Origin of the sequence: Algoriphagus mannitolivorans DSM 15301 (assembly GCF_000429425.1) — a bacterium.
GTDB classification, from domain to species: domain Bacteria; phylum Bacteroidota; class Bacteroidia; order Cytophagales; family Cyclobacteriaceae; genus Algoriphagus; species Algoriphagus mannitolivorans.
This window is the reverse complement of record NZ_KE386902.1, coordinates 229,153-250,223: the sequence shown is the minus strand read 5'-3', so window position 1 is coordinate 250,223 and position 21,071 is coordinate 229,153. Positions and strand designations below refer to the sequence as shown.

General features: G+C 42.5%; 22 protein-coding genes. 13 read left to right on the top strand and 9 right to left on the bottom strand.

What is annotated here, in order from left to right:
* Positions 1-10: 10 nt before the first annotated feature.
* Both G458_RS0118040 and G458_RS0118035 read left to right on the top strand, forming a co-directional pair.
* The gene (locus G458_RS0118040; protein WP_026953144.1) at positions 11-196 is read left to right on the top strand and encodes a hypothetical protein; all 186 of its coding nucleotides are present in this window, start codon (positions 11-13) and stop codon (positions 194-196) included.
* A 67-nt stretch (positions 197-263) separates the two neighbouring features.
* On the top strand, positions 264-884 hold the full coding sequence (locus tag G458_RS0118035) for a SprT-like domain-containing protein (RefSeq protein WP_035468460.1): 621 nt from the start codon (positions 264-266) through the stop codon (positions 882-884).
* 1 nt (position 885) lies between these two features.
* Here G458_RS0118035 and scpB read toward each other — a convergent pair whose 3' ends face one another.
* The 4 genes from scpB to G458_RS0118015 form a co-directional block, all read right to left on the bottom strand.
* Positions 886-1,446, bottom strand: coding sequence for an SMC-Scp complex subunit ScpB (gene scpB, locus G458_RS0118030; protein WP_026953142.1), 561 nt, complete (start codon positions 1,444-1,446; stop codon positions 886-888).
* Positions 1,447-1,830: a TraR/DksA family transcriptional regulator gene (locus G458_RS0118025; protein WP_026953141.1), complete on the bottom strand. Its 384-nt coding sequence runs from the start codon at positions 1,828-1,830 to the stop codon at positions 1,447-1,449.
* Between the two features lie 210 nt (positions 1,831-2,040).
* The gene (locus G458_RS21835; RefSeq protein WP_157359856.1) at positions 2,041-2,211 is read right to left on the bottom strand and encodes a hypothetical protein; all 171 of its coding nucleotides are present in this window, start codon (positions 2,209-2,211) and stop codon (positions 2,041-2,043) included.
* 63 nt (positions 2,212-2,274) lie between these two features.
* A complete protein-coding gene (locus G458_RS0118015; protein WP_026953140.1) occupies positions 2,275-4,791 on the bottom strand; it encodes a lamin tail domain-containing protein in 2,517 nt (838 codons plus the stop codon).
* A gap of 245 nt (positions 4,792-5,036) precedes the next feature.
* Between G458_RS0118015 and G458_RS0118010 the strand changes: the two genes are divergently transcribed.
* Complete coding sequence (locus tag G458_RS0118010) at positions 5,037-6,029, top strand: aspartate-semialdehyde dehydrogenase (RefSeq protein ID WP_026953139.1); 993 nt, start codon at positions 5,037-5,039, stop codon at positions 6,027-6,029.
* Complete coding sequence (locus G458_RS0118005; RefSeq protein ID WP_026953138.1) at positions 6,029-7,249, top strand: class I SAM-dependent methyltransferase; 1,221 nt, start codon at positions 6,029-6,031, stop codon at positions 7,247-7,249. Before G458_RS0118010 ends, G458_RS0118005 begins: the two co-directional genes overlap by 1 nt.
* A 181-nt stretch (positions 7,250-7,430) precedes the next feature.
* On the opposite strand, the gene G458_RS0118000 is transcribed toward G458_RS0118005, so the two are convergent.
* The 4 genes from G458_RS0118000 to carB form a co-directional block, all read right to left on the bottom strand.
* Positions 7,431-8,345, bottom strand: coding sequence for a DUF4249 domain-containing protein (locus G458_RS0118000; RefSeq protein WP_035468457.1), 915 nt, complete (start codon positions 8,343-8,345; stop codon positions 7,431-7,433).
* 2 nt (positions 8,346-8,347) lie between these two features.
* Positions 8,348-10,711: a TonB-dependent receptor gene (locus G458_RS0117995; protein WP_026953136.1), complete on the bottom strand. Its 2,364-nt coding sequence runs from the start codon at positions 10,709-10,711 to the stop codon at positions 8,348-8,350.
* A gap of 126 nt (positions 10,712-10,837) precedes the next feature.
* On the bottom strand, positions 10,838-11,092 hold the full coding sequence (locus G458_RS0117990; RefSeq protein ID WP_026953135.1) for a DUF4834 family protein: 255 nt from the start codon (positions 11,090-11,092) through the stop codon (positions 10,838-10,840).
* Between the two features lie 121 nt (positions 11,093-11,213).
* The gene (gene carB / locus G458_RS0117985) at positions 11,214-14,033 is read right to left on the bottom strand and encodes a carbamoyl-phosphate synthase large subunit (RefSeq protein ID WP_026953134.1); all 2,820 of its coding nucleotides are present in this window, start codon (positions 14,031-14,033) and stop codon (positions 11,214-11,216) included.
* A 285-nt stretch (positions 14,034-14,318) separates the two neighbouring features.
* Between carB and G458_RS0117980 the strand changes: the two genes are divergently transcribed.
* The 9 genes from G458_RS0117980 to G458_RS0117945 all read left to right on the top strand — a co-directional run bounded on the left by G458_RS0117980 (position 14,319) and on the right by G458_RS0117945 (position 20,107).
* Entirely contained in the window at positions 14,319-14,522 is a 204-nt protein-coding gene (locus tag G458_RS0117980) for a hypothetical protein (RefSeq protein ID WP_026953133.1), read from the top strand.
* A 336-nt stretch (positions 14,523-14,858) separates the two neighbouring features.
* Positions 14,859-15,524, top strand: coding sequence for a peptidoglycan DD-metalloendopeptidase family protein (locus tag G458_RS0117975; protein WP_026953132.1), 666 nt, complete (start codon positions 14,859-14,861; stop codon positions 15,522-15,524).
* A 63-nt stretch (positions 15,525-15,587) separates the two neighbouring features.
* On the top strand, positions 15,588-15,752 hold the full coding sequence (locus tag G458_RS22015) for a hypothetical protein (RefSeq protein WP_157359854.1): 165 nt from the start codon (positions 15,588-15,590) through the stop codon (positions 15,750-15,752).
* Positions 15,753-15,787: 35 nt separating this feature from the next.
* Positions 15,788-16,069, top strand: coding sequence for a phage integrase N-terminal SAM-like domain-containing protein (locus G458_RS22010; RefSeq protein ID WP_245579294.1), 282 nt, complete (start codon positions 15,788-15,790; stop codon positions 16,067-16,069).
* 113 nt (positions 16,070-16,182) lie between these two features.
* Positions 16,183-16,692 (top strand): tyrosine-type recombinase/integrase, encoded by a 510-nt coding sequence (locus G458_RS22005; protein WP_245579293.1) that lies wholly within the window; start codon positions 16,183-16,185, stop codon positions 16,690-16,692.
* A 111-nt stretch (positions 16,693-16,803) separates the two neighbouring features.
* Complete coding sequence (locus G458_RS0117960) at positions 16,804-17,292, top strand: hypothetical protein (RefSeq protein WP_026953130.1); 489 nt, start codon at positions 16,804-16,806, stop codon at positions 17,290-17,292.
* A gap of 337 nt (positions 17,293-17,629) precedes the next feature.
* On the top strand, positions 17,630-18,382 hold the full coding sequence (locus G458_RS0117955) for a cupin domain-containing protein (protein ID WP_026953129.1): 753 nt from the start codon (positions 17,630-17,632) through the stop codon (positions 18,380-18,382).
* A 119-nt stretch (positions 18,383-18,501) separates the two neighbouring features.
* Positions 18,502-19,587, top strand: a complete 1,086-nt coding sequence (locus G458_RS21570) for a class I SAM-dependent methyltransferase (RefSeq protein ID WP_026953128.1) — start codon at positions 18,502-18,504, stop codon at positions 19,585-19,587.
* Positions 19,588-19,720: 133 nt separating this feature from the next.
* The gene (locus tag G458_RS0117945; RefSeq protein ID WP_026953127.1) at positions 19,721-20,107 is read left to right on the top strand and encodes a VOC family protein; all 387 of its coding nucleotides are present in this window, start codon (positions 19,721-19,723) and stop codon (positions 20,105-20,107) included.
* Positions 20,108-20,167: 60 nt separating this feature from the next.
* Here the strand turns inward: G458_RS0117945 and xerD are convergent, their stop codons facing one another.
* The gene (xerD, locus tag G458_RS0117940) at positions 20,168-21,067 is read right to left on the bottom strand and encodes a site-specific tyrosine recombinase XerD (RefSeq protein WP_026953126.1); all 900 of its coding nucleotides are present in this window, start codon (positions 21,065-21,067) and stop codon (positions 20,168-20,170) included.
* Positions 21,068-21,071 lie beyond the last annotated feature (4 nt).

Below are 21,071 nucleotides of genomic sequence, written 5' to 3'. Positions count from 1 at the left end.
ACCATAACAAATGAAAAAGGTATTTGCAATTTTCGCAATCGCTGGCTTGATCGCTACTGCATCTTGTGGCAACAAGACTACTGAAGAAACAGTTGAAGAAACTGTAGTAGTTGAAGAAACTGTTGTTGAAGAAGCTCCTGCAGTTGACACTGCAGCTGCTGCTGTTGACACTACAGTTGTAGCTCCAGCTCAGTAATTGATCCCGAAAACGGAACTTAAGAACCCCGAACTAGTTCGGGGTTCTTTTTTTTTATTTTTACCTGATGAATAACTCAGGAAAATTCAAGGAGATCCTAGCACTCCATCTTCCAAAAAGTGCGGTAAGCTATTGTTTATCTCTGTGGGAAGAAACTCCCTTTTCCTTTTCTGTGAAAAATCCCAGAGCAACCAAATTGGGAGATTTTCGCTACCGCAAAGACCAGAAAATACAGTCTATTACAATTAATTCTGATCTCAACCCCTACCAATTCTTATTGACCTTTATCCATGAAGTCGCTCACCTGAGGACTTTTGAAAAATACGGAATGGCTCATGCCCCGCACGGGAAAGAATGGAAAAGAACCTTCCAAAGTTTAATGCTTCCCTTACTTTCTGAGGAAATTTTCCCAAAAGACATTCTGATTCCTCTAAAATTACATATGAGTAATCCAGCGGCAAGTTTAGCAAGGGACTTGTTCTTGATGAAAGAAATGAGCAAATACGATCAAAGCAAGAGAAATACAGCTGCTTTCTTTCTTTCAGACCTTGCTCCTGGAAGTGTTTTTCAAGTCGCAGGCAGAAAATTCAAAAAAGGAGAAACCCGTAGAACGCGCGTTGTTTGTGAAGAAATTACTACCGGTAAAAAATACCTTATCTCCCGATTGGCCAAGGTCGATCCGGCTTAACTCATTCTCTTTCTTCTCCGATTTGATTGTCAGCTTGGGTGAAATCCTTAGGATGAGGCAAATCCTGAATTGAGTTGATGCCAAAATACTCCATAAACTTTTTGGAAGTCCCGTAAATCAAAGGCTTGCCTACTCCTTCTGACTTCCCTTGGATTTCTATTAGCTCCTTTTCCAATAATTTTTGTACCGAGTAATCACAATTGACTCCTCGAATCTGTTCCACTTCTCCTTTAGTAATGGGCTGCTTGTAGGCGATAATGGATAAAGTCTCCAGCTGGGCCGTGGAAAGTCGCTTTTGAGATTGCTGCTTCAACAGAATACTGATGCTTGTCTGATAGGCAGGCTTGGTCAAAAACTGATACCCTCCTGAAATCTGTTCTAAACTGAAGGCGAAATCATCTTGATTATATTTTTTCCTCAAATCATAAATGGCTGATTCCACGTGATCCAAAGGAACTTCTGCCTCAAACATTTCGCTAAGGCATTTAACCATTTCAGAAGAAGACAAAGGTTCAGGAGCACAGAAAATCAGTGCTTCAATATGTCTGTGAAGAAAGTCCACTTATTTCTTGGCGAGTTTTGCTTCGATAGAATGCATGGTATGAGGAACAGCCTTCAATCTTTCTTTGGAGATTAATTTTCCGGTATCCACGCAGATACCATAGGTTCCGTTTTTGATGCGGACCAAGGCATTCTCCAAGTTGATGACGAACTTTTGCTGTCTGGCCGCCAATTGGCTCATACTTTCTCTCTCAAGAGTATCTGCGCCGTCTTCTAGAAGCTTTGAAGTGGAAGCTGTATAATCTGTTCCGGAATCATTCTTCTTGCTCAATGTTTCTTTCAAAGAGTGCAATTCCTCTTTGGCTATCGCCAACTTCTGAAGAATGATTTCCTCAAATTCCTTCAATTCATCCTGAGAATATGCTGTTTTTTCTTCCTGACTCATAGCCTTCATTGGTTTGTTATAGTATACCTGAAAAATCTTTTAAGGGTTTGGTTCCCTAAAATACGGTGGACTTTGATAATTCCAAAAACTTTGGGTTGTCCAATTTATTACGAATCCCTACAAAACAGAATTCTGTTTTTTCTTTTGAGCTATAAACCAATTATTTACGAAGCAATACCCCATTACCCAAAATATCTCATAAAAAAACCGTCATGCGACGGCTTTTTCTTCTTCTAAAATCTTTTTTAATCTTTTCGAGAGAGCTATTGGATCTACTTTTATCCGATAGCGCATCATAAGATATTGTTGAACTTCATTGAGATCTTTGCCATTTTTCAAGGCGATCTCTTGGAGGGCTAAGGTGATCAGATCTCTTTCCATGGGGTTATCGTTTGCAACAATATACTAAATTTTCGTTTTTCAAATCCAAAAAAACGCTGAAAATCATAGCTTAACCGCAACGACAATGGTTTTTTTAATCACTTTCACTCTTCCTTCTAAGTCAAAAAGCTCAGCCAAAAGCACGTAGTACCCTGGCCTGACCCTAGCTCCTTTTTCATCCAATCCATTCCAGGTAAAAATCCCCCTAGTTCCCAGGACCTGGTTTTGACAAAGCGTATTCACCAAAAGCCCTGTGACGGAATAAATTCCCAAAGTCCCCACCCAACCCGCTTGGTCCAGTTCATAGGAAATAGTCGTAAAGGCTGGTCCCTGACTCCCCTCTGGATCAAATACCTTGGGTTCAATTTTGAAAATATCATTCAATGTCTCCTCATTCAAAAACTGAGAATTCCTCCTACCGGGAGTGGCAAAATCTTCATTTCCCGACGCGCTTTGCCAATTTGCGAGATCCGAAACCGGATTTCTGATGGAAATCCTCTCCAGAGAGACTCCTTTGGAATTTTGAATCAGAGGATGGTGATACTTTGAAGAATAAGTGAACTTCTCCACCAACTCTTTCTCATTGCGAAGCAATACTACCGAACCTCCAGAGATCGGATAGCTTGGCAAAGCCGAAACCTGTAAAAAATTTCCCTCCCTGGATTTGGGGTATCGGGCTTTCAACTTCTCCGAATCAGTACTGATCGCCAGAAACTCTCCGGGAGACAGAATTGTCCCTTCAGTTCCGAAAATCCGGATTTGCGACACTTGCCCTTGGTCATTTAGATTCCCCAAGGCCCAAGATTTGAGATTTAGATAATTCGAACTGGAATTGTGGATTTCCACAAACTTAGGATCACCGGAAACCGGATCAAACAGCACCTCTGTGAGGTGAATTTCTCCAGGTTTGGGCGGAGAGGCCAAAACAAGGCTGACTGGCCCAATTCTACCCAAATCTCTCCCATAACAGTCTTGCAGTCCAAGTAAAGAAATTTGAAAGACCTGATTGGGAAACGCAGGCTCTTTTAGCTGAACTCTCCATCCTTGAGCCAGCCTCTCTACTTTTTCTATGCCTAGATTAGGGCTTATATCGATCTGCTCGGCCTGAATTACACCGGATATTACCCCTTCCAAGTCCAAGATAAAATGAAGTGAGTCTAAAAAATAGGCTCGTTTCAGATTAGGCTTTGGTAATTCAAGGTTGAGGTTGAAAACAGAATTAATTCGACCCGGAGTTCCTCTAAGGGGATCCACAGATGTCCGGAGAAAACTGGAGTTGTCGCAAAGAAAAAATGGATTAGGAACCTCCAAACTATAAGCACCACCAGAAAACTCACTCCCACCCCAAGTATTGGTATTGAAGGTAATTTGATCCAAAACAAGCCCGGATTGGCTTTTTAGAGTTACCTGATCGCCGGAGTTCAATAGTACTGGCCAGTTCGAAACTCCCAACACTTTTCCATATCCTAAAAACCAATTCTCCAGCCCCTTGGGCACCAAAATCAAAAAATCACCAGAATTCATCCAGCCTTCCGGCAGAGAGGTTTCATTTCTGGAATTTGAAATCCTCAGTAAATCCAGCCTAAACTCCTTATCGGTAGGATTGAAAAGCTCAATATATTCCGCATTGGGAAGATCCTGATCTGCTCTCGGAGCAGGCATCAGCTCATTGATTACCAAAGACTTGTATTCATAGGCTGTGGGATCAAAAAATTTAAACACCAAGCTAGTGTCTTTGAGCAAGTTCCCTTCCAGGTCCGGAATCTTTCCCGTCTTAAGTGTATATTCTTTCCCTTCTACCAAGGAGCTTTCAAAAGACAAAATCATGGTAGAATCATTTTTCCTTGCGATCCTATCGGGCTGAATGCCTTCCAAAGAATACACAGGAGGCAAAAGGCTAAATACTGGATCCACCTTCTCATCAAACTGAACCCAGAGTTCATTTCTCGCAAATCCTTTGACATTAGCCACCTGAGGCGGTCGAAGGTCTATTTCCAATTCTCCGAAGAAAAAGTCATCCATTAGCCATCGGGCGGCACTACCCGTTCCAGGTCCATAATTTATCTCCAACTTTAAAAAAATCTCCTCTTCCCCGCCAAGTGATTCGGGTATAGCAAGGGTAAACTTTCGGAATTCCTGATTTTCATTCGCAAACTCTAAATCCTTTACCAAAGAATTCCTGAACGCATATTCTCCAGTCAGACTTTTACTCCAGGAAAAAAATACCAGTGCAGGCCGGTTTCCAGTGCCATTTTGTGCTGATTTCGCCCAAAAAACTACTTTTTTACGTGGATCTTGATTAACATTTAGTCTAATCCAAATCTGCCCATTAAAGGTACTGATCGGCTGAACGGCCAAGGCTCTTGAATTCCCCCTTCCCTGTCCATTGACCTGAAAAATCCTGGAGGAATTATCCCTTACCTCGTTTCCATACCATCCGGGCAAAAATTCAGACGGATAAGAAACGGGATTAATATTGTTTTCAAAATTTTGGGTCTGAGCCAAGGAGTCTTCAGCTCCCAAAAGCAGCTGAAGCCAAAGCATCATGAAGCCAATTCCATATTTAAAAAATGCTTCCAATGGTATAATTTCTAAAAAGTCTCACCTAACTATATAAAATTACGATATCAGGATAAATAGCAACAAAAATTTTCAGGGAATTTTTTAGGCATTATCCTGAAAATGAAGCGCTAGTGCTTACTTTTGCATCCCATTATCATTCAAAAACCTATTTAAGCATGAAATGCCTGAGAAAAAGTCCCACAGATTTGGGATCTCTTTTCAAAAGCATTCCATGTGGCCTTTAAAAAACAAATCATAATCACATGAAACTGGCTGTAGTCGGTGCTACCGGACTGGTAGGAACCGAAATCCTCGAGGTGCTCGATGAGCACAACTTCCCTTATGATGAACTCCTACTGGTAGCTTCCGAGCGCTCTGTAGGTAAACAGATCGAGTATAAGGGTAAAAAACATACCATTGTCGGCCTTGCTGATGCGGTAGCAGCCAAACCTGAAATCGCCATTTTCTCCGCAGGTGGAAGTACTTCCCTGGAATGGGCTCCAAAATTTGCAGAAGTCGGAACTGTAGTGGTAGACAACTCCTCTGCTTGGAGAATGGATCCTAGCAAAAAACTGGTCGTTCCGGAGATCAATGCTAAGGAGCTGACCAAAGAGGACAAGATCATCGCCAATCCCAATTGCTCCACCATTCAGATGGTCTTGGCATTGGAGCCTTTGAGAAACCGTTATGGGATCAAAAGAATTGTAGTATCGACTTACCAGTCTGTAACCGGGACAGGAAAAGCTGCAGTAGATCAAATGATGGCCGAGCGTGCTGGTGAAAGCAATCCTCCAATGGTCTATCCTCATAAGATTGACATGAATGTCCTTCCTCATATCGATGTATTCCAGCCCAATGGTTATACCAAAGAGGAAATGAAGATGATCAACGAGACCAAGAAAATCTTCAGTGATGACACCATTCAGGTGACTTCTACCACCGTCCGAATCCCAACCATGGGAGGTCACTCCGAAGCGGTCAATGTGGAATTCAAGCAAGACTTTGATCTAGCTGAGGTGCGTGCCCTGTTGGAAGCAACTCCCGGTGTAATCGTGCAGGATGATCCTACGAATTTTGTCTATCCTATGCCGATCAATGCACATAAAAAAGATGAGGTATTTGTGGGCCGTCTCAGAAGAGACGAATCCCAGCCTAATACTTTGAACATGTGGATTGTAGCAGATAACCTGAGAAAAGGTGCCGCGACCAATGCGGTTCAGATCGCAGAATACCTTTTGGAAAATAAATTAGTCTAATGGAGCTCAGCGAAATGAATAGCGCTGAATTCCGACAATTTGTGCAGGATCATCTTTCGGAAGATCCTGCACTTTTGCTTTTTAAATACCAGGGAAAAGTATCCTTTGACCTGAGAGCAGCCGTACAGCAAATTTCCGCCCGTCAAAAAGCCGCTAAAAAGCTTCCTTCCTGGGCCGCCAATCCAGGTCTAATTTTCCCGGCTTCCATCTCTTTGGAGCAAAGCTCCAGCGAAGAAACTGCCCTATTGAAAGCTAACGGCTCTTCGGGAAAATTAATGATCGACCTGACTGGGGGATTCGGAGTGGACTTTTATTTTTTGAGTCTAGGATTCGAAAAAGGGATTTATTGTGAAAGGCAGCCGGAACTATTTCAAATCTCAAAGTATAACCTCGGGCTATTGGAACCCTCCATGGGTTCAAATCCCTTGGAGGGTTTGAGTAAAAAATTTGAGTTTGTCGAAGGAGATGGATTGGAATTTTTAGCAAAAACAGATCTTCATTTTGACTTGATCTATGCCGATCCTGCAAGACGTGGAACCGGCAATCAAAAGCTGTATAAGCTCCAAGATTGCGAACCGGATGTGGTCAGCGCTTGGGAGTTGATGAAGTCCAAGTCAGAGAAAATTCTTTTGAAGGTCTCCCCCATGCTGGATATTACCCAAGCTTGGACTGAGCTTCCTGAGGTTCAAAAAATTACCATTGTCTCGGTCAAAAATGAAGTCAAAGAGCTCCTTCTGCATTGGGAAAAAGGTCATGATAGTCCCGAAAAGCAGATTGAGGTAATGGATTTAGGAAATGATCTCCCCAAATTTTCCTTTAATCCCAAGGAGGAAGTCTTTTCCAATTCTGAATTCGGAGAAGTTGAAAAATATTTATTCGAGCCCCTGAGCGGAATTTTAAAGGCCGGTGCATTTTCTCTTTTTGGGGCCCGTTTCGGGTTCAAAAAACTGGAGAAAAACAGCCATTTGTACACGGGGAATCAACTCCCAGGAGGGATTCCAGCTCGGATATTTGAGGTGATTCGGGAAATCTCGCCCAAAAAACAGGAAATCAAAGCTCTTTTTCCAACTGGAAAAGTCAATGTCATTTGCCGAAATTATAGCTCAGGAGCAGAGGATTTCAAAAAGAAATTTGGGCTAAAGGACGGTGGAGAAGACTACCTGATCGGTACAAAAACACCCGGTGGATTTAAAGTTTTTTGGTGCGAGAGGATCCAGTAGGCGGTAATTGTCTGCTGAGAGCAAAAATCAAAAGGATAAAGTCTTAAAGCTGAAAGCTGAAATTTGGGCAGTTTGATCAATTCTGAGCATATCATCCCTTATCTGCGACTTTTTCAGCAAGACTCAGCATAAGAAATCACGAAAGAAAAAAGGTCTATGCGGACATAGACCTTAGTTTCTTCTATTCTGATATCAATAGTTTGAGTTTCTTTACTTGCGAGTTTCTAGCCTGAATCACTCCCATTCCATTGTTGAGGTTGGAATAAACTAAAACAGGTTGAGAGAATACATCATCCCTCACTTTATTTTGAAGAGCTACAGACTCTCGGTAACGAAAATAAGATTCGGTCACATGGGAAAACCTAAGGGAAAATTCCAATTCTGCATTTCTGGGAACAGATACTCGAAATTTTACTTCAGCTTTACTCTCTTTAAAAAGAGCATCATCGAATAGCAAACCAGAATAAATGCCAAAATCTTTTTTATAACCTGGGTTTACAGGTTCAATGAGTGGACTACCAAAGTAGAAGTGGTTGTCCTTTTGAACACTTTTTCCAAAATAATCTGCGCTTACTTCAAAAAAATTTTTCCCTGGTAAATCTTCAAATGAAAGGGTAAATTCAAGAATTTCACTCTCTAGGTATTGGGCATCTGGACCAATAGTGGTATAGCTCAGTTCTTTTATTGGAACTTCCTTTGGATACTTGATGGCACCCTGTACCGGGTCAAGTCCGAGACTTTCCGCTCGGATTAAGTAGGAAGCATCAGACTCCAAGTTTTGGACAGGTAACCAATAAAAGGCATCTTCTCCAAATGGAGTGTCGTTTTTTTCAAAATGGAGGCTATTCACAGTACCATTAGGGATTGTAAGGGTAACTCTTGCCCCTTCCACAAGGTCAAAGGCTTCTTGCTCCCGACCTTCCAAGACACTTCGGCTTTTAGTCAAATATACCTTAACGGTATCCTTTTCCATCATTGCATTAAGCACTAACTGTGGTCCTTGATTGGGAAGTTCGACCTCCAAATACTGCTCACATCCCCAAGAAACAGACAATAGGAAAACAAACTTTAAAATTTTATTGAGTTGCTTTTGCATAATCAAAAAGTAAATCGATAAGAAACTGAAGGTACAATTGGGAAGAGACTAAATTGTCGAAGGCGATATTTATTGGCTTCATAATCATAGCCGATGTCCATATAAAAAGGGTTTTGTCTGCTGTACACATTATAAATAGAAACATTCCAGGTTCTTGTACCCCACTTCTTTTCTTTATGAAAATTGACCCCTAAGTCCATTCTATGGTAACTTTTCATTTGATAATTATTCCTAGAAGAAAAATGATCAACGTATAGTCCCCCATATCTCACATTTCCATCCTGAAAAACTGAATTGAAATGCTGATATCTCTGAGTGGGAATTGTGATAAAATTCCCCGTTCCAAATACCCAAGTACCTGAAACATCTATTTTATCCGATATTTTATGAACAGCTGCAATGCTGATGTCATGACGTCTATCATATCGGGAAGGAAACCACCTTCCAAAGTTTAAATTCTCAAACTGACGTTCTGTTTTTGACCAAGTGTAACCAATCCAGCCTGTAGTTTTTCCGACCCTTTTTTGTAGCAACAACTCCAATCCATAACTCCTCCCTTGTCCGGATGTCACTTTACTTTGCCAATCATCGGATGTATTCAGAAAGGAGGCCCCATCTTCATATTCAATGACACCTTGCATCCTTTTGAAATAGGCTTCGACGCTAAATTCAAGACTTCCTTTAAGTTTTTTGGAATATCCAAGTGCTGCCTGCCAGCTCTCTTGAGGACCAATTCGATCAGTAGCCGGCACCCAAAGATCCGTTGGCAAGCCCAATCCGGCATTGGAAAGTAAGTGAACAAATTGAGCCATCTGGACATAGGAGGCTTTCAAAGATGAAGTGGGTTCGATTAGATATCTGGCAGAAAATCTGGGTTGTAAAGAAGTGTAAGACTTCGTATTGGCAATAAATCCAGAAAAATGTAAGCCCATATTTACCTTTAGTCTTTTCCCCAAAGAAAAATCATCCTCTACATAACCTGAAAATTCCTGGCTTTTGGAAGGTGCCCCACCTTCCCGAGTCTCAGGACTTTCATTTTCTCTGGATACAAAAACCCCTGGAGTAAATAGGTGATTGATCCACATCCCTCCCCATCGAATGTAATGTTGAGGGTTTGGAATAAAGTCAAAATCAGCTTTCAGGGCAAAATCTCTAATTCCTGAGTGGTAATCCGAAGAATAAAATTCCTGTTGAGGAGTACCCCCAACAGGGGTGTAATATCTCTCATAATCAGAAAAAAACCGGAACTTATATTGCGTAAAAGTCCCTGTAAAATTAGCAAATAGCTTTTGGCTGATGAGATGATTCCATCTGATGGCAGCTATTTTATTCCCCCATCCCACTCCATTCTCTTCTTGATTATTTACATCGCTATTTCCCCAACCATATCCGCCTTTATATTTTGAATAACCAGTATCGTTACCTCCGTAATAGCTTAAATACAATCTGTTTCTGGAGTCTAGCGTATGATTCACTTTTGCATTCAAATCATAGAAAAAATATCCAACGTCATCCCTTCCTCCACTGGATTTTCGGATTAGTGGTCTTGCTAATAAATCAAGGTAGGTTCTCCGTCCAGAAATTAAAAATGAGGTTTTGTCTTTACGAATGGGACCTTCTAAAGTAAACTTCGAAGATATCAGTCCAAGGCTACCTTCACCTTTCATTTCTTTCACATTTCCTTCTTTCATAGAAATATTGAGAACTGAAGACAGCCTCCCCCCGTAGCGTGCAGGAAACCCACCTTTAATTAATTCCACATTGTTGATTGCCCCTTCATTGAAAACCGAAAAAAACCCAAACAAATGTGAGGCATTATAAACAGGAACACCATCGAGCAGAATTAGATTTTGGTCTGGACTTCCTCCTCTGATATATAATCCTGAGGATCCTTCTGACCCGGACTGTACCCCCGGAAGCAACTGGATTACCTTAAAGATATCCACCTCACCCATCAGCGCGGGCAGATTTTTTATATCTCTTATTGGCACGTTGATGGATCCCAATTGAGTTGTTTCCTGAATTGGATCATTTCGATCAGTCTCAACCGTAATTTCATCCAACAGTCCTGATGGAGTTAAGGAAACATGAATGAGTGAATCTTTGGCTAAAGACAATTCCAAGATTTTAGGTTCATACCCGACGTAGCTAAAAACTAATGAAATTCGGTGATCCGAAGTGGTATAGCTGAAAAACCCGTAATTATTGGTTACCGCACCCTTTTGGTTTGTAGGGTCAAAAATATTCACTCCTATTAGGGTCTCCCCACTAGAATTATCTTTGACAGTTCCGCTTACCGTTACCTTTTGTCCAAACAATTCAGAAAATAGAAAGATCACTAAAAAAGCGCTAAAAATTATCTTCATAGGTATTTAATTGAGATTTGGTAAAAATACCAAAAACTCAATACGAAGAACATAATCATACTTCTCTAAAAGATTAATAAATGTGAAAATTTATATCTCGTCACCTCATAAAAAAAAAGTGAAGGATTACTCCTTCACTTCTTCATAGTCGATATACTCACCGCCCTGGATATCCTTTCGCCTTTTCTCCTCCTGCTCACGTGGGATAAAATCCACATTCACGTCTTTTTTGGATTGGGCTCTTTGCTGAGCCCTCTGCTGCTCCATCGCAGCTTCATTGACCTGCTTGGCAAACTGGGCTAGCTTGGATCGGAGAAAATAGCGGATCAGCTGGCCCAAAAGCCAGCCGACTCCAAGAATTATGATAAGAAATTTTACCAAAACGTATTGATTCGTTTAATTTTTGACTCGATTTCCTGTTGACTCTTAACTTTTTAAACTCATTTGCAGACTTTCTAAATCTGCATGATTTCAGCCTTTTTTAATTAAGACTTCAGCTTTTTTATCTACTCAAATAGATGTTTCGCTCTGAGTAGATTTTCAGGAAGAAATCATCCATCAAGTCATCGATAAAGTAGATTGCCTCTCCGGTTGATTTCATTTCAGGCCCGAGTTCTTTGTTGACATTCGGGAATTTGTGGAAGGAAAACACCGGTTCCTTGATCGCATAACCCTTTTTCACGGGGTTGAATTTGAAATCGGTCACCTTGTTTTCGCCCAACATCACCTTTACGGCGTAGTTTACATAAGGTTCCTGATAAGCCTTACAGATAAATGGAACAGTTCGGGACGCTCTTGGGTTCGCCTCGATCACGTAAACCTTGTCATTTTTGATGGCAAACTGAATATTGATCAAGCCGACCGTCTTCAGAGCCAAGGCGATTTTCTGGGTATAGGTCTCGATTTGACGGATTACCAAGTCCCCCAAATTGTACGGAGGAAGTACTGCATACGAGTCTCCTGAGTGGATCCCGGCAGGCTCGATGTGCTGCATGATTCCGATGATATACACGTTTTCACCGTCACAGATCGCATCTGCTTCTGCTTCAATTGCTCCTTCCAAGAAATGATCCAACAAGATCTCGTTGTTTGGAATGTCACGGAGTACATTGACCACATGCTCTTCCAATTCCTTCTCGTTGATCACAATCTTCATCCCCTGTCCACCCAAGACGTAGCTAGGACGAACCAATAGTGGGAATCCGATGGTTTTGCAAAGCTCAAGCGCCTCGTCGGTATTGTGAATGGTGCCAAACTCAGGGTAAGGCACATTATTTTCTTTCAAAAGCGTGGAGAACAATCCTCTATCCTCTGCCAAATCCAGCGCTTCAAAGCTGGTTCCGATGATTTTGATGCCATACTTGGAAAGTTTTTCCGCCAATTTCAAGGCTGTCTGACCTCCCAGCTGCACGATTACGCCTACAGGATTTTCGTGAAGAATGATCTCATAGATATGCTCCCAGAACACCGGCTCAAAGTATAGCTTGTCGGCCACATCCGGATCCGTAGATACGGTCTCCGGGTTACAGTTGATCATGATGGTCTCATAGCCGCATTCCTTGGCTGCCAAGACACCGTGCACACAGGAGTAATCAAACTCGATCCCCTGTCCTACCCGGTTTGGTCCTGAACCCAAGACCACCACCTTTTTCTTATCCGTGCGGATGGATTCATTTTCCTCTCCAAAAGAGGAGTAATAGTAAGGCGTTTGGGCTTCAAATTCCGCGGCACAGGTATCTACCAATTTGTACACGCGCTTGATTCCCATTTCATCGTATCGCTTGGTAAAGACTTCACTTTCCAGGCAATCCAGCAAATGTGCAATCTGACGATCGGCATAGCCCATTTTCTTGGCCTTATCCATTACCTCGAAAGGAATGGTGTCGATCTTGTATTTTTCAATTTCGGCTTCGAAATGGATCAGCTCCTCAATTTGTCTGAGGAACCATTTGTCAATTTTGGTCAGATCATGAATGGTCCGGAAGGAAATTCCCAGCTTGAAGGCATCATAGACATGGAACAGTCTGTTCCAGCTAGGATTTGCCAAGGAATAAAGGATTTGAGCCTGGTCTTTCAGCTCTTTCCCATCTGCACCCAATCCGTTTCTCTTGATTTCCAGAGACTGACAGGCTTTTTGCAAAGCTTCCTGGAAGTTTCGGCCAATGCCCATTACTTCCCCTACCGCTTTCATGGAAAGTCCCAATCTTCGGTCAGAACCTTTGAACTTGTCAAAGTTCCAGCGTGGGATTTTTACGATCACGTAGTCAATAGAAGGCTCAAAATAAGCCGACGTGGTCCCGGTGATGGAATTGGACAATTCGTCCAAATTATATCCAATGGCCAGTTTGGCTGCCACCTTGGCAATTGGGTAACCCGTTGCTTTGGAAGCCAAGGCAGAGGATCTGGAAACTCGCGGGTTGATTTCGATCCCGATGATGGTCTGGTTGTCCGGACTAACGGCAAACTGCACGTTACAACCTCCGGCAAAGTTACCGATCGAGTTCATCATGGTGATCGCATAATTTCTCATGCGCTGATACACCGTATCCGGAAGGGTCATCGCAGGTGCAACCGTAATCGAATCTCCGGTATGAACCCCCATCGGGTCAAAGTTTTCGATGGAACAGATTACGATCATGTTCCCGATATTGTCCCGCATGACTTCCAGCTCGTATTCTTTCCAGCCCAAGATGCTTTGTTCGATCAGCACCTCGTGAACTGGCGAAGCCTGAAGGCCTGCGCTTAGGTATTTTTCAAAATCTTCGGCTTTTTCTACAAAAGCTCCTCCTGCACCACCGAGGGTGTAGGAAGCTCTGATGATTAAAGGAAATCCGATTTCCTGAGCGATTTCTTTCCCCTGGAGGAAGGATGTCGCGGTAGCTCCTTTACAGACATCTACCCCGATTTTTTCCATCAAGGCTTTGAATTTTTCACGGTTTTCGGCAGTATCGATGGCATCGATGTCCACACCGATCATTTTTACGCCGAAGTTTTTCCAGATTCCTGCTTTTTCGCAGTCAATGGCCAAATTCAGGGCCGTCTGTCCTCCCATCGTCGGGAGTACCGCATCGATGTCCGGATGCTCAGTCAGAATTTTCTTAATGGATTTCTTTTCCAGTGGAAGCAGGTACACGTTGTCGGCAGTCACTGGGTCAGTCATGATCGTGGCCGGATTGGAGTTGATCAAGGTGACTTTGATGCCTTCTTCCCGAAGTGATCGGGAGGCTTGAGAGCCTGAATAGTCAAATTCGCAAGCTTGACCGATGACGATGGGACCTGAACCAATGAGGAGAACGTGCTTGATGCTACTGTCTTTAGGCATTAGAGAGGAGGGTTGAAGAAGAATAGTTTACTTAAGTCCAAATTGGGGCAAAATTAGAAAAATTATCTGAAGGGGGAAGGGAAAAAGCGAGAAGATTGGATTTGGGAGGCAGGATGCCGGATGTCGGTTGTCCGTTGTCGGTTGTCTGTTGCCCGTTGTCAGGCTGAGCGCCTGCCTGTCCGGTAGGCAGGGAGTCGAAGCCCTTTGAGTTATTCTAGCGAGAAGACGGAAGACCGGAGACGGGAGACCGAAGAAGGGAATAGAAAGCCCGATGTCCGATGACAGGTGTCCGATGATGGAAGAAAAAATCTGTGGAAATCTGCGGATTTTTCTGTGCCAATCTGCGGGAAAAAATTTTTAGGCCAGTTGTTTGGAAGTGGGGAGACCGGAGACGGAAGATGGGAGACGGGAGACGGGAGATGGGAGACGGAAGTGAGAAGCCCGATGCCCGATGTCGGATGTCAGGCTGAGCGCCTGCCTGTCCGGTAGGCAGGGAGTCGAAGCCCTTAAAGTGATTAAAGTGGGCAGACGGAAGACCGAAGACGGAAGCGGGAAGCCCGATGTCCGATGACCGGTGCCCGATGCGGGAAGAAAAAATCTGTGGATATCTGCGGATTTTTCTGTGCCAATCTGCGGGAAAAAATTCACAGGACACTTGTTTGGAAGGGGGAAGTTGGAAGACCGAAGACGGAAGTGGGAAGCACGATGTCCGATGACCGGTGCCCGATGAAGGAAGAAAAAATCTGTGGAAATCTGCGGATTTTTCTGTGTAGATCTGCGGGAAAAAATTTCTGTTGCGGAAATCGAAACCCCTATTTTCACCCAATGAATTGGAAGAATTTAAACCCATCCCCTCTTTTTGGAGAACCGTTAAACTCCGAAAATACGCTTAGACTTGATTTTTCACCCCTAAATCCCGATCTGGATCAAATAGACTTAGGGAATACAGAAGTGTTTTCTTCTTATGTCTTTGGCCAACTGCAGGATGCAGGGAAAAAATACGGCATCGGAGGATATCTTGAAAAAAGAGCGATCTATCGCCGAAGTTCCAATTTCCTTACCGCGGCAGAAGACTACCGAAATATCCACTTGGGTGTAGATATCTGGACGGAAGCTGGGGCTCCGATTTTTGTTCCTTTTGCGGGGAAAGTCCATAGCTTTCAGGACAATGCGGGCTTTGGCAACTACGGCCCGACAATTATCCTGGAGCATGAAATCCAGGGAAAAATCCTCTACAGCTTGTATGGGCACTTAGCCTCCAAAGACCTCGAAGAATTGGAAGTGGGAAAGGAATATCAACCCGGAGACCTACTTTGCCATGTCGGTCCCTATCCCGAAAACGGAGACTGGCCTCCCCATCTGCACTTTCAGCTGATGTGGCATATGAGCGGAAACTGGGGAGACTATCCCGGAGTGGCTGCAGAAAAGGACTTGGAGTTTTATATGCAAAATTGCCCGGATCCGATGAGGATACTGGGATTTTCAAACTAAATTTTCCTGGAGCTATTTTTCTTCAACCGGTTTTTTTAGCTTAGTTCCACTTTTCGGGCTGGTATGAAAAAAATTTTTGTCAAGAGCGGCATTTGGAAAAAGCAGGGACTCGTCTTGCTGGAGTTTGACTTTGATCATCAACTGAAAGACCTGGTCAAAACGCTCCCAGGTGCGGCCTGGAATCGAGGAAGAAAAGCCTGGATTCTTCCCTATCAGGATCTTTACTGAGTCAGATCCAGCATCTATTTCAAGGCAAAGCAATTTTGGATTTATCCGAATTTCGAAAAATTCTACCCGAGGAGTTGCCTGCCCGATTCCCGGAATTGAATTCTGACCTAGAGCAGGAAATCCGAAAATTTGGTGAATGGATGGAAAACCGCCGTTATGCAGAGTCAACCGTAAAAACCTACCGCCAAAGCCTCAGTCTATTTTTTCGGTTTATGGGAAATAAAAACCCCGAAGAAATTACGATAGAAGATTTGGAAAAATTTATCAAAATTATATTCTTAAGAGAAAATACTCAGCTGCCTTTCAATCTCAGGTAATCAATGCGGTAAAGCTCTATTTTTCTAACCAACTAAAACGGAAGCTAGAACCTATAACCATCGAACGACCCAAGCAACCAAAAAAATTACCCCATGTACTTAGCAAGGAAGAGGTGAAAGCTATCCTTCAAGCCCATAAAAACATCAAGCACCGGACGATGCTTAGCCTGATCTATGCCTGTGGGCTCAGGCGAGGGGAATTGCTGAATCTAAAGATCAGAGACATTGACTCCAAGCGGGGAATGCTACGGATCAATCAAGGCAAAGGGGCCAAGGACCGGATAGTTCCAATCAGTCCTAAAGTGGTGGACATGCTGAGAGAATATTACAAAATGGAAAAACCTAAGGTATATTTATTTGAAGGGGACAAACCAAGTCAGCCCTATAGCGAAGGTAGTCTCCAAAAAGTATTGAAGTCAGCGATACAAAAATCAAGAATTAAAAAGCCTGTAACCTTACATTGGCTAAGGCATTCTTACGCGACCCATTTGTTGGAAAGCGGCACGGATTTAAGATATATTCAGGAGTTACTGGGACACAACTCAAGTAAAACTACTGAAATATACACCCATGTAAGTCAAAAAAGTCTTCAAAATGTACGGAGCCCATTTGAGGACCTTTAAAAAATAAACAGTACCAAAGGTGCACATACACGTCCAACAAAGGCAAATATGTATACCAAAGGTGCATAAATAAATAAGTTATGTGCAACCCCATTCGGAGAAAATAGATCAATGACCAAAAAGAGATTAATAATAATTGCAATAGTACTTATTGGACTATTTTTCTTTTATAAACTGGGTGACATGTTTGCACCTGGTAGTTACCCATACGCAGAACATTACGAGCTGAATTATCCAGAGGACAAAGTGATTGAAGCAATAAATAACCTAAAAGCTTCGGACAGCGGACTGCTTGTGCCTAAGGTGACAATTCAAGGTGCCGGACAATGGGACTTAAATGACGGGAAAGAAAACAAAAAAGATTTTTGGTATAAATTTTACTTTTATGACAAAAAGAAAAACGAAATAATGTTTACTTGGACCAGACCAGCAGGACAAAGCAAAACGACATTTGCATTTGTATCAATAAACAAGGGTTTGGACTTAGGCCACTGGGAAGTTATAAATGATGACTTTGGATTTTTTGAAAACAGAAAAATCAAAAAGGACTTTGAAGAAACAATTTTAAAAAAGATAAAAGAAAATTTAGACAACAACTAAAGCATGGAAAAAGGGGCAGCACATAACAGGCGTTTGGCAAAAAAGCGGGTTCAGTGCTTAAATAAAGCTTTGTGCTTCGCATCAAGTTCAGTGCTGGTAGAAAGTTTGGTGCTTCGAAATCCGCTTCTTCGCCAAGCGCCAAAACGTTAGCGGTCATGCTATGACGACAGTGCTAATGTAAGCTTCCCCAAAAACTGGACAGTTTAAAAGACGACAAAGTCACTAACTTTAAACTGTATGAAGAAGTCAAGATTTACTGAAAGCCGGATCATCAAGGCCTGCCAAGTGTCATGAAAGCATGCCGTATTAAAAATCAACGCCTTAAATAAATTTACCCATGAACAGAAGGGAGTTTACAAAAGAAGTCCTAGTCACCGTGACAAGCTTTGCTCTGATGGACTCTCTTTTTGCCTTTAATGCGTTTGACAAGAACATTAGACCGATTACGGATCACTGGGCAATTAGCCTGAATGAATACTGCTCAGATTTAAAATCTGATTCAATTACTGCGATTCAATGGCAACAGAAAATCAAAGAACTTTATGCCAAAATCGAGCTCGAAGAAATTTTGAGATTCATAGACTTTGATAATCTGATTAAAGGACTTGAGTATCCTGACTTAGGGGTCACGACTAAAACAGTTAAGTTTCCTAAACTAATTGGACTTCCTGAAAAGACAGTATTCGTAAAAAAAATATTCGGTATGAAAAAAGAAAGGGCCATTATTCCCCATGGACATAGCAATATGGCTTCTGCTCATATAATTCTAAGTGGTGAAATGCACCTAAGACATTATGAAAAAATCCAGCAAGAAGGACAGCATTTAATTATCAAACCGACCATTGACCGAATAGCTAAGCTTGGGGATAGCTCCTCTATTTCAGACGAGAAAGACAATGTTCATTGGTTTATTGCCAACACGGAAACAGCATTTACTTTTGATGTGATCATGCTGGACCTGAATGATAAAAATTACGACATCCACAACCTTGACCTATACGAATCAGTAGATTTGAAAAATGGTACACTTAAAGCACCCATTTTGGACGTAGAAACCGCCTTAACGAAATACGGGAAGCAACACCATTAATTAAAAAATGCAATCACACTTCTTAAAATAATGCTCGCTTTCGGTCGTAAACGGCCTATTACCCGAGCTTAATATTTTTAATAAAACACCAACCACAACTTCCAACCTTTCAAAAGACTATGACAAAAGAAGAAATTGAAAAAATAGCACCATGCTTGAAGAATGGTCCATTAAGTGAGCTAGGGATGAAACTTATTGAAGAAGTCAATCAAATCCCTAAATCTATTTCAGGGGACGTTCTTAAAACATGGCTAACCTACTACATTTTTAGAGCCAAGGAAGAGGCTTTCAAGAAACCAGGAGACCCGACTAATGAGATTTTAGAAAGTTTTCAAAAACAAACTGAGTTTATTAAATCCTTCAACCACCTTGATCTGGATCTATTTTTTACCACTTCCATCGAAGAAAAAAGCCGACAAAGCATCGAGGAAATAGAAAGTGAAACGGGCTCTCACTACGGCAATTTGTTCAAAAACTTTGATGCGGATAAATACTTCAATGAGGCCACAGAACTGTTGAAAATCAGACTAGAAAGAAATGGTATTTTTCCAGACGACATAAGTTCTAAAACCGTTTTAGATGCTGGTTGCGGCGGAGGTAGATACAGTGTGGCCTGGAAGCAACTGGGAGCTCAAAAAGTCACAGGAGTGGACTTTTCAAAGATTGGTATCGAAAGCGCCAAGGAGCGGCTGAAAACTGTGGATATTGATGTTCACTATCAGATTGAGGACGTCGTCAATCTTTCTTTTGAAAATGATTCTTTCGATATAGTTTATTCCAACGGGGTATTGCACCACACCAGAGATTGTCGAAAAGGTATTTTGGAAATCGTCAGAGTCCTCAAAGAAGGAGGAATGGGCTGGCTTTATTTGATAGAAAATCCGGGGGGCTATTTCTGGGATATTATTGAAATCCTCAGGATTGTCATGCAAGGCGTGGACAACCAAATCGCCAGAGAAGCACTGAAGTTGCTCAATGTTCCTACCAATAGAATATTTTATATTCTGGACCATATTATGGTTCCGATCAACCTAAGATGGACAGATGAAGAAATTCAAGATGCCCTCAAAGAAGGTGGGGCAAAAAATATCCAAAGACTTAAACGAGGCGTTGACTTTGACCGCGTGGAAAAAATATACCAGAAAGAGCCATTTGCGGAAATGAAATACGGTGTTGGAGAACATCGTTACGTTTTTACCAAATAACTCAACAGGAATAATACAGGTGTAAGCTCTATTCAAACGGGGCTTACACCATTTTCAAGAATTCGTTCACATAGATAAAGCCTCCACTTTTCCACTTCATTGACTAAACTTTTTCTATCCAAAAATCCTTTCCATGAAAATCGAACACCTCGCCATCTGGACCAGAGATCTGGAAAAAATGAAAGACTTTTATCTGGAGTTTTTTGACCTAAAGGCGAATGAAAAATACCATAATCCCCAAAAGAACTTCAGCTCCTATTTTCTCTTCTTTCCTTCTGGAGCCAGAATCGAGCTGATGCACCGGCCGGAATTTGCTGAGTTTCTCCAAAATCAAGAAAAAGGAATCGGGTTGGCTCATTTTGCCATTTCCGTGGGCAGTAAGGAAAAGGTGGATGAACTGACAGAGCTCCTTCGCAGCCGGAATTATACTATCTATGGGGAACCCCGAACCACCGGGGATGGCTATTACGAAAGTGTGATTCTAGACCCCGAAGGCAATCAGATTGAGATTACGGTTTAGACAACCTCCCATTCTTTCCTTTCGCCAGTTTCCGAAATCCCAAATCGGAAATCCGAAATCCTACCCCTTTCTTGGGTGAAACTCCGTGAGCACTTGCCGGAGGTAATCCCGATCCAAGTGGGTATAGATCTCTGTGGTGGTAATGCTTTCGTGTCCCAGCATTTCTTGTACGGCGCGAAGATCTGCTCCTCCTTCGATCAAATGGGTTGCAAAGGAATGCCGGAAGGTATGCGGACTGATATTCTTTTTAATCCCGGCCTGCTCAGCGGTCTTTTTGATGATCAGAAAAATCATGACCCGGGTGAGCTTCTGTCCCCGACGGTTGAGAAACACATATTCCTCATGACCTTTTGCAGAAGTCTGATGTACCCGGACTTCCTCCTGGTAGATTTTCAAATATTTCAAGGCGTCCTTTCCTATCGGAACCAGCCTTTCCTTGTTGCCTTTTCCTACCACCCGAAGAAATCCCACATCAGAAAAAACCTGGCTTTTCTTAAGCTCGACCAGCTCGCTCACCCGGAGACCTGAGCTGTAGAGCATTTCCAGCATAGCCCGATTGCGATGCCCTTCGGGTTCGCCCAAGGGAATAGCCTCCAGCAGCTGTTCTATTTCCATAAAGCTCAAGGTATCGGGCAATTTTCTGCCAATCTTAGGGGCTTCCAGTAGCTGGGCAGGATCTTCTTTAATTCTATCCTCATAAATCAAAAACCGATAAAAAGCCTTGATTCCAGAGATGATCCGGGCCTGAGTATAGGCCGAAATTTCCAACTGGGCCAAAGCATTGACAAAGCGGCGCAGGTGCTCCAACTCCAAGTCTAAGGGGTTTTTACCGGGAAACTCTTTTTCAGTAAACGCCGCCAACTTTTCCACATCCGCCGTATACGCTTCAATGGAGTTTTCACTCAAGGAGCGCTCCAGCTTGAGGTAATGACGGAATTGACGGATGAGTTGGGGCCACATGGGT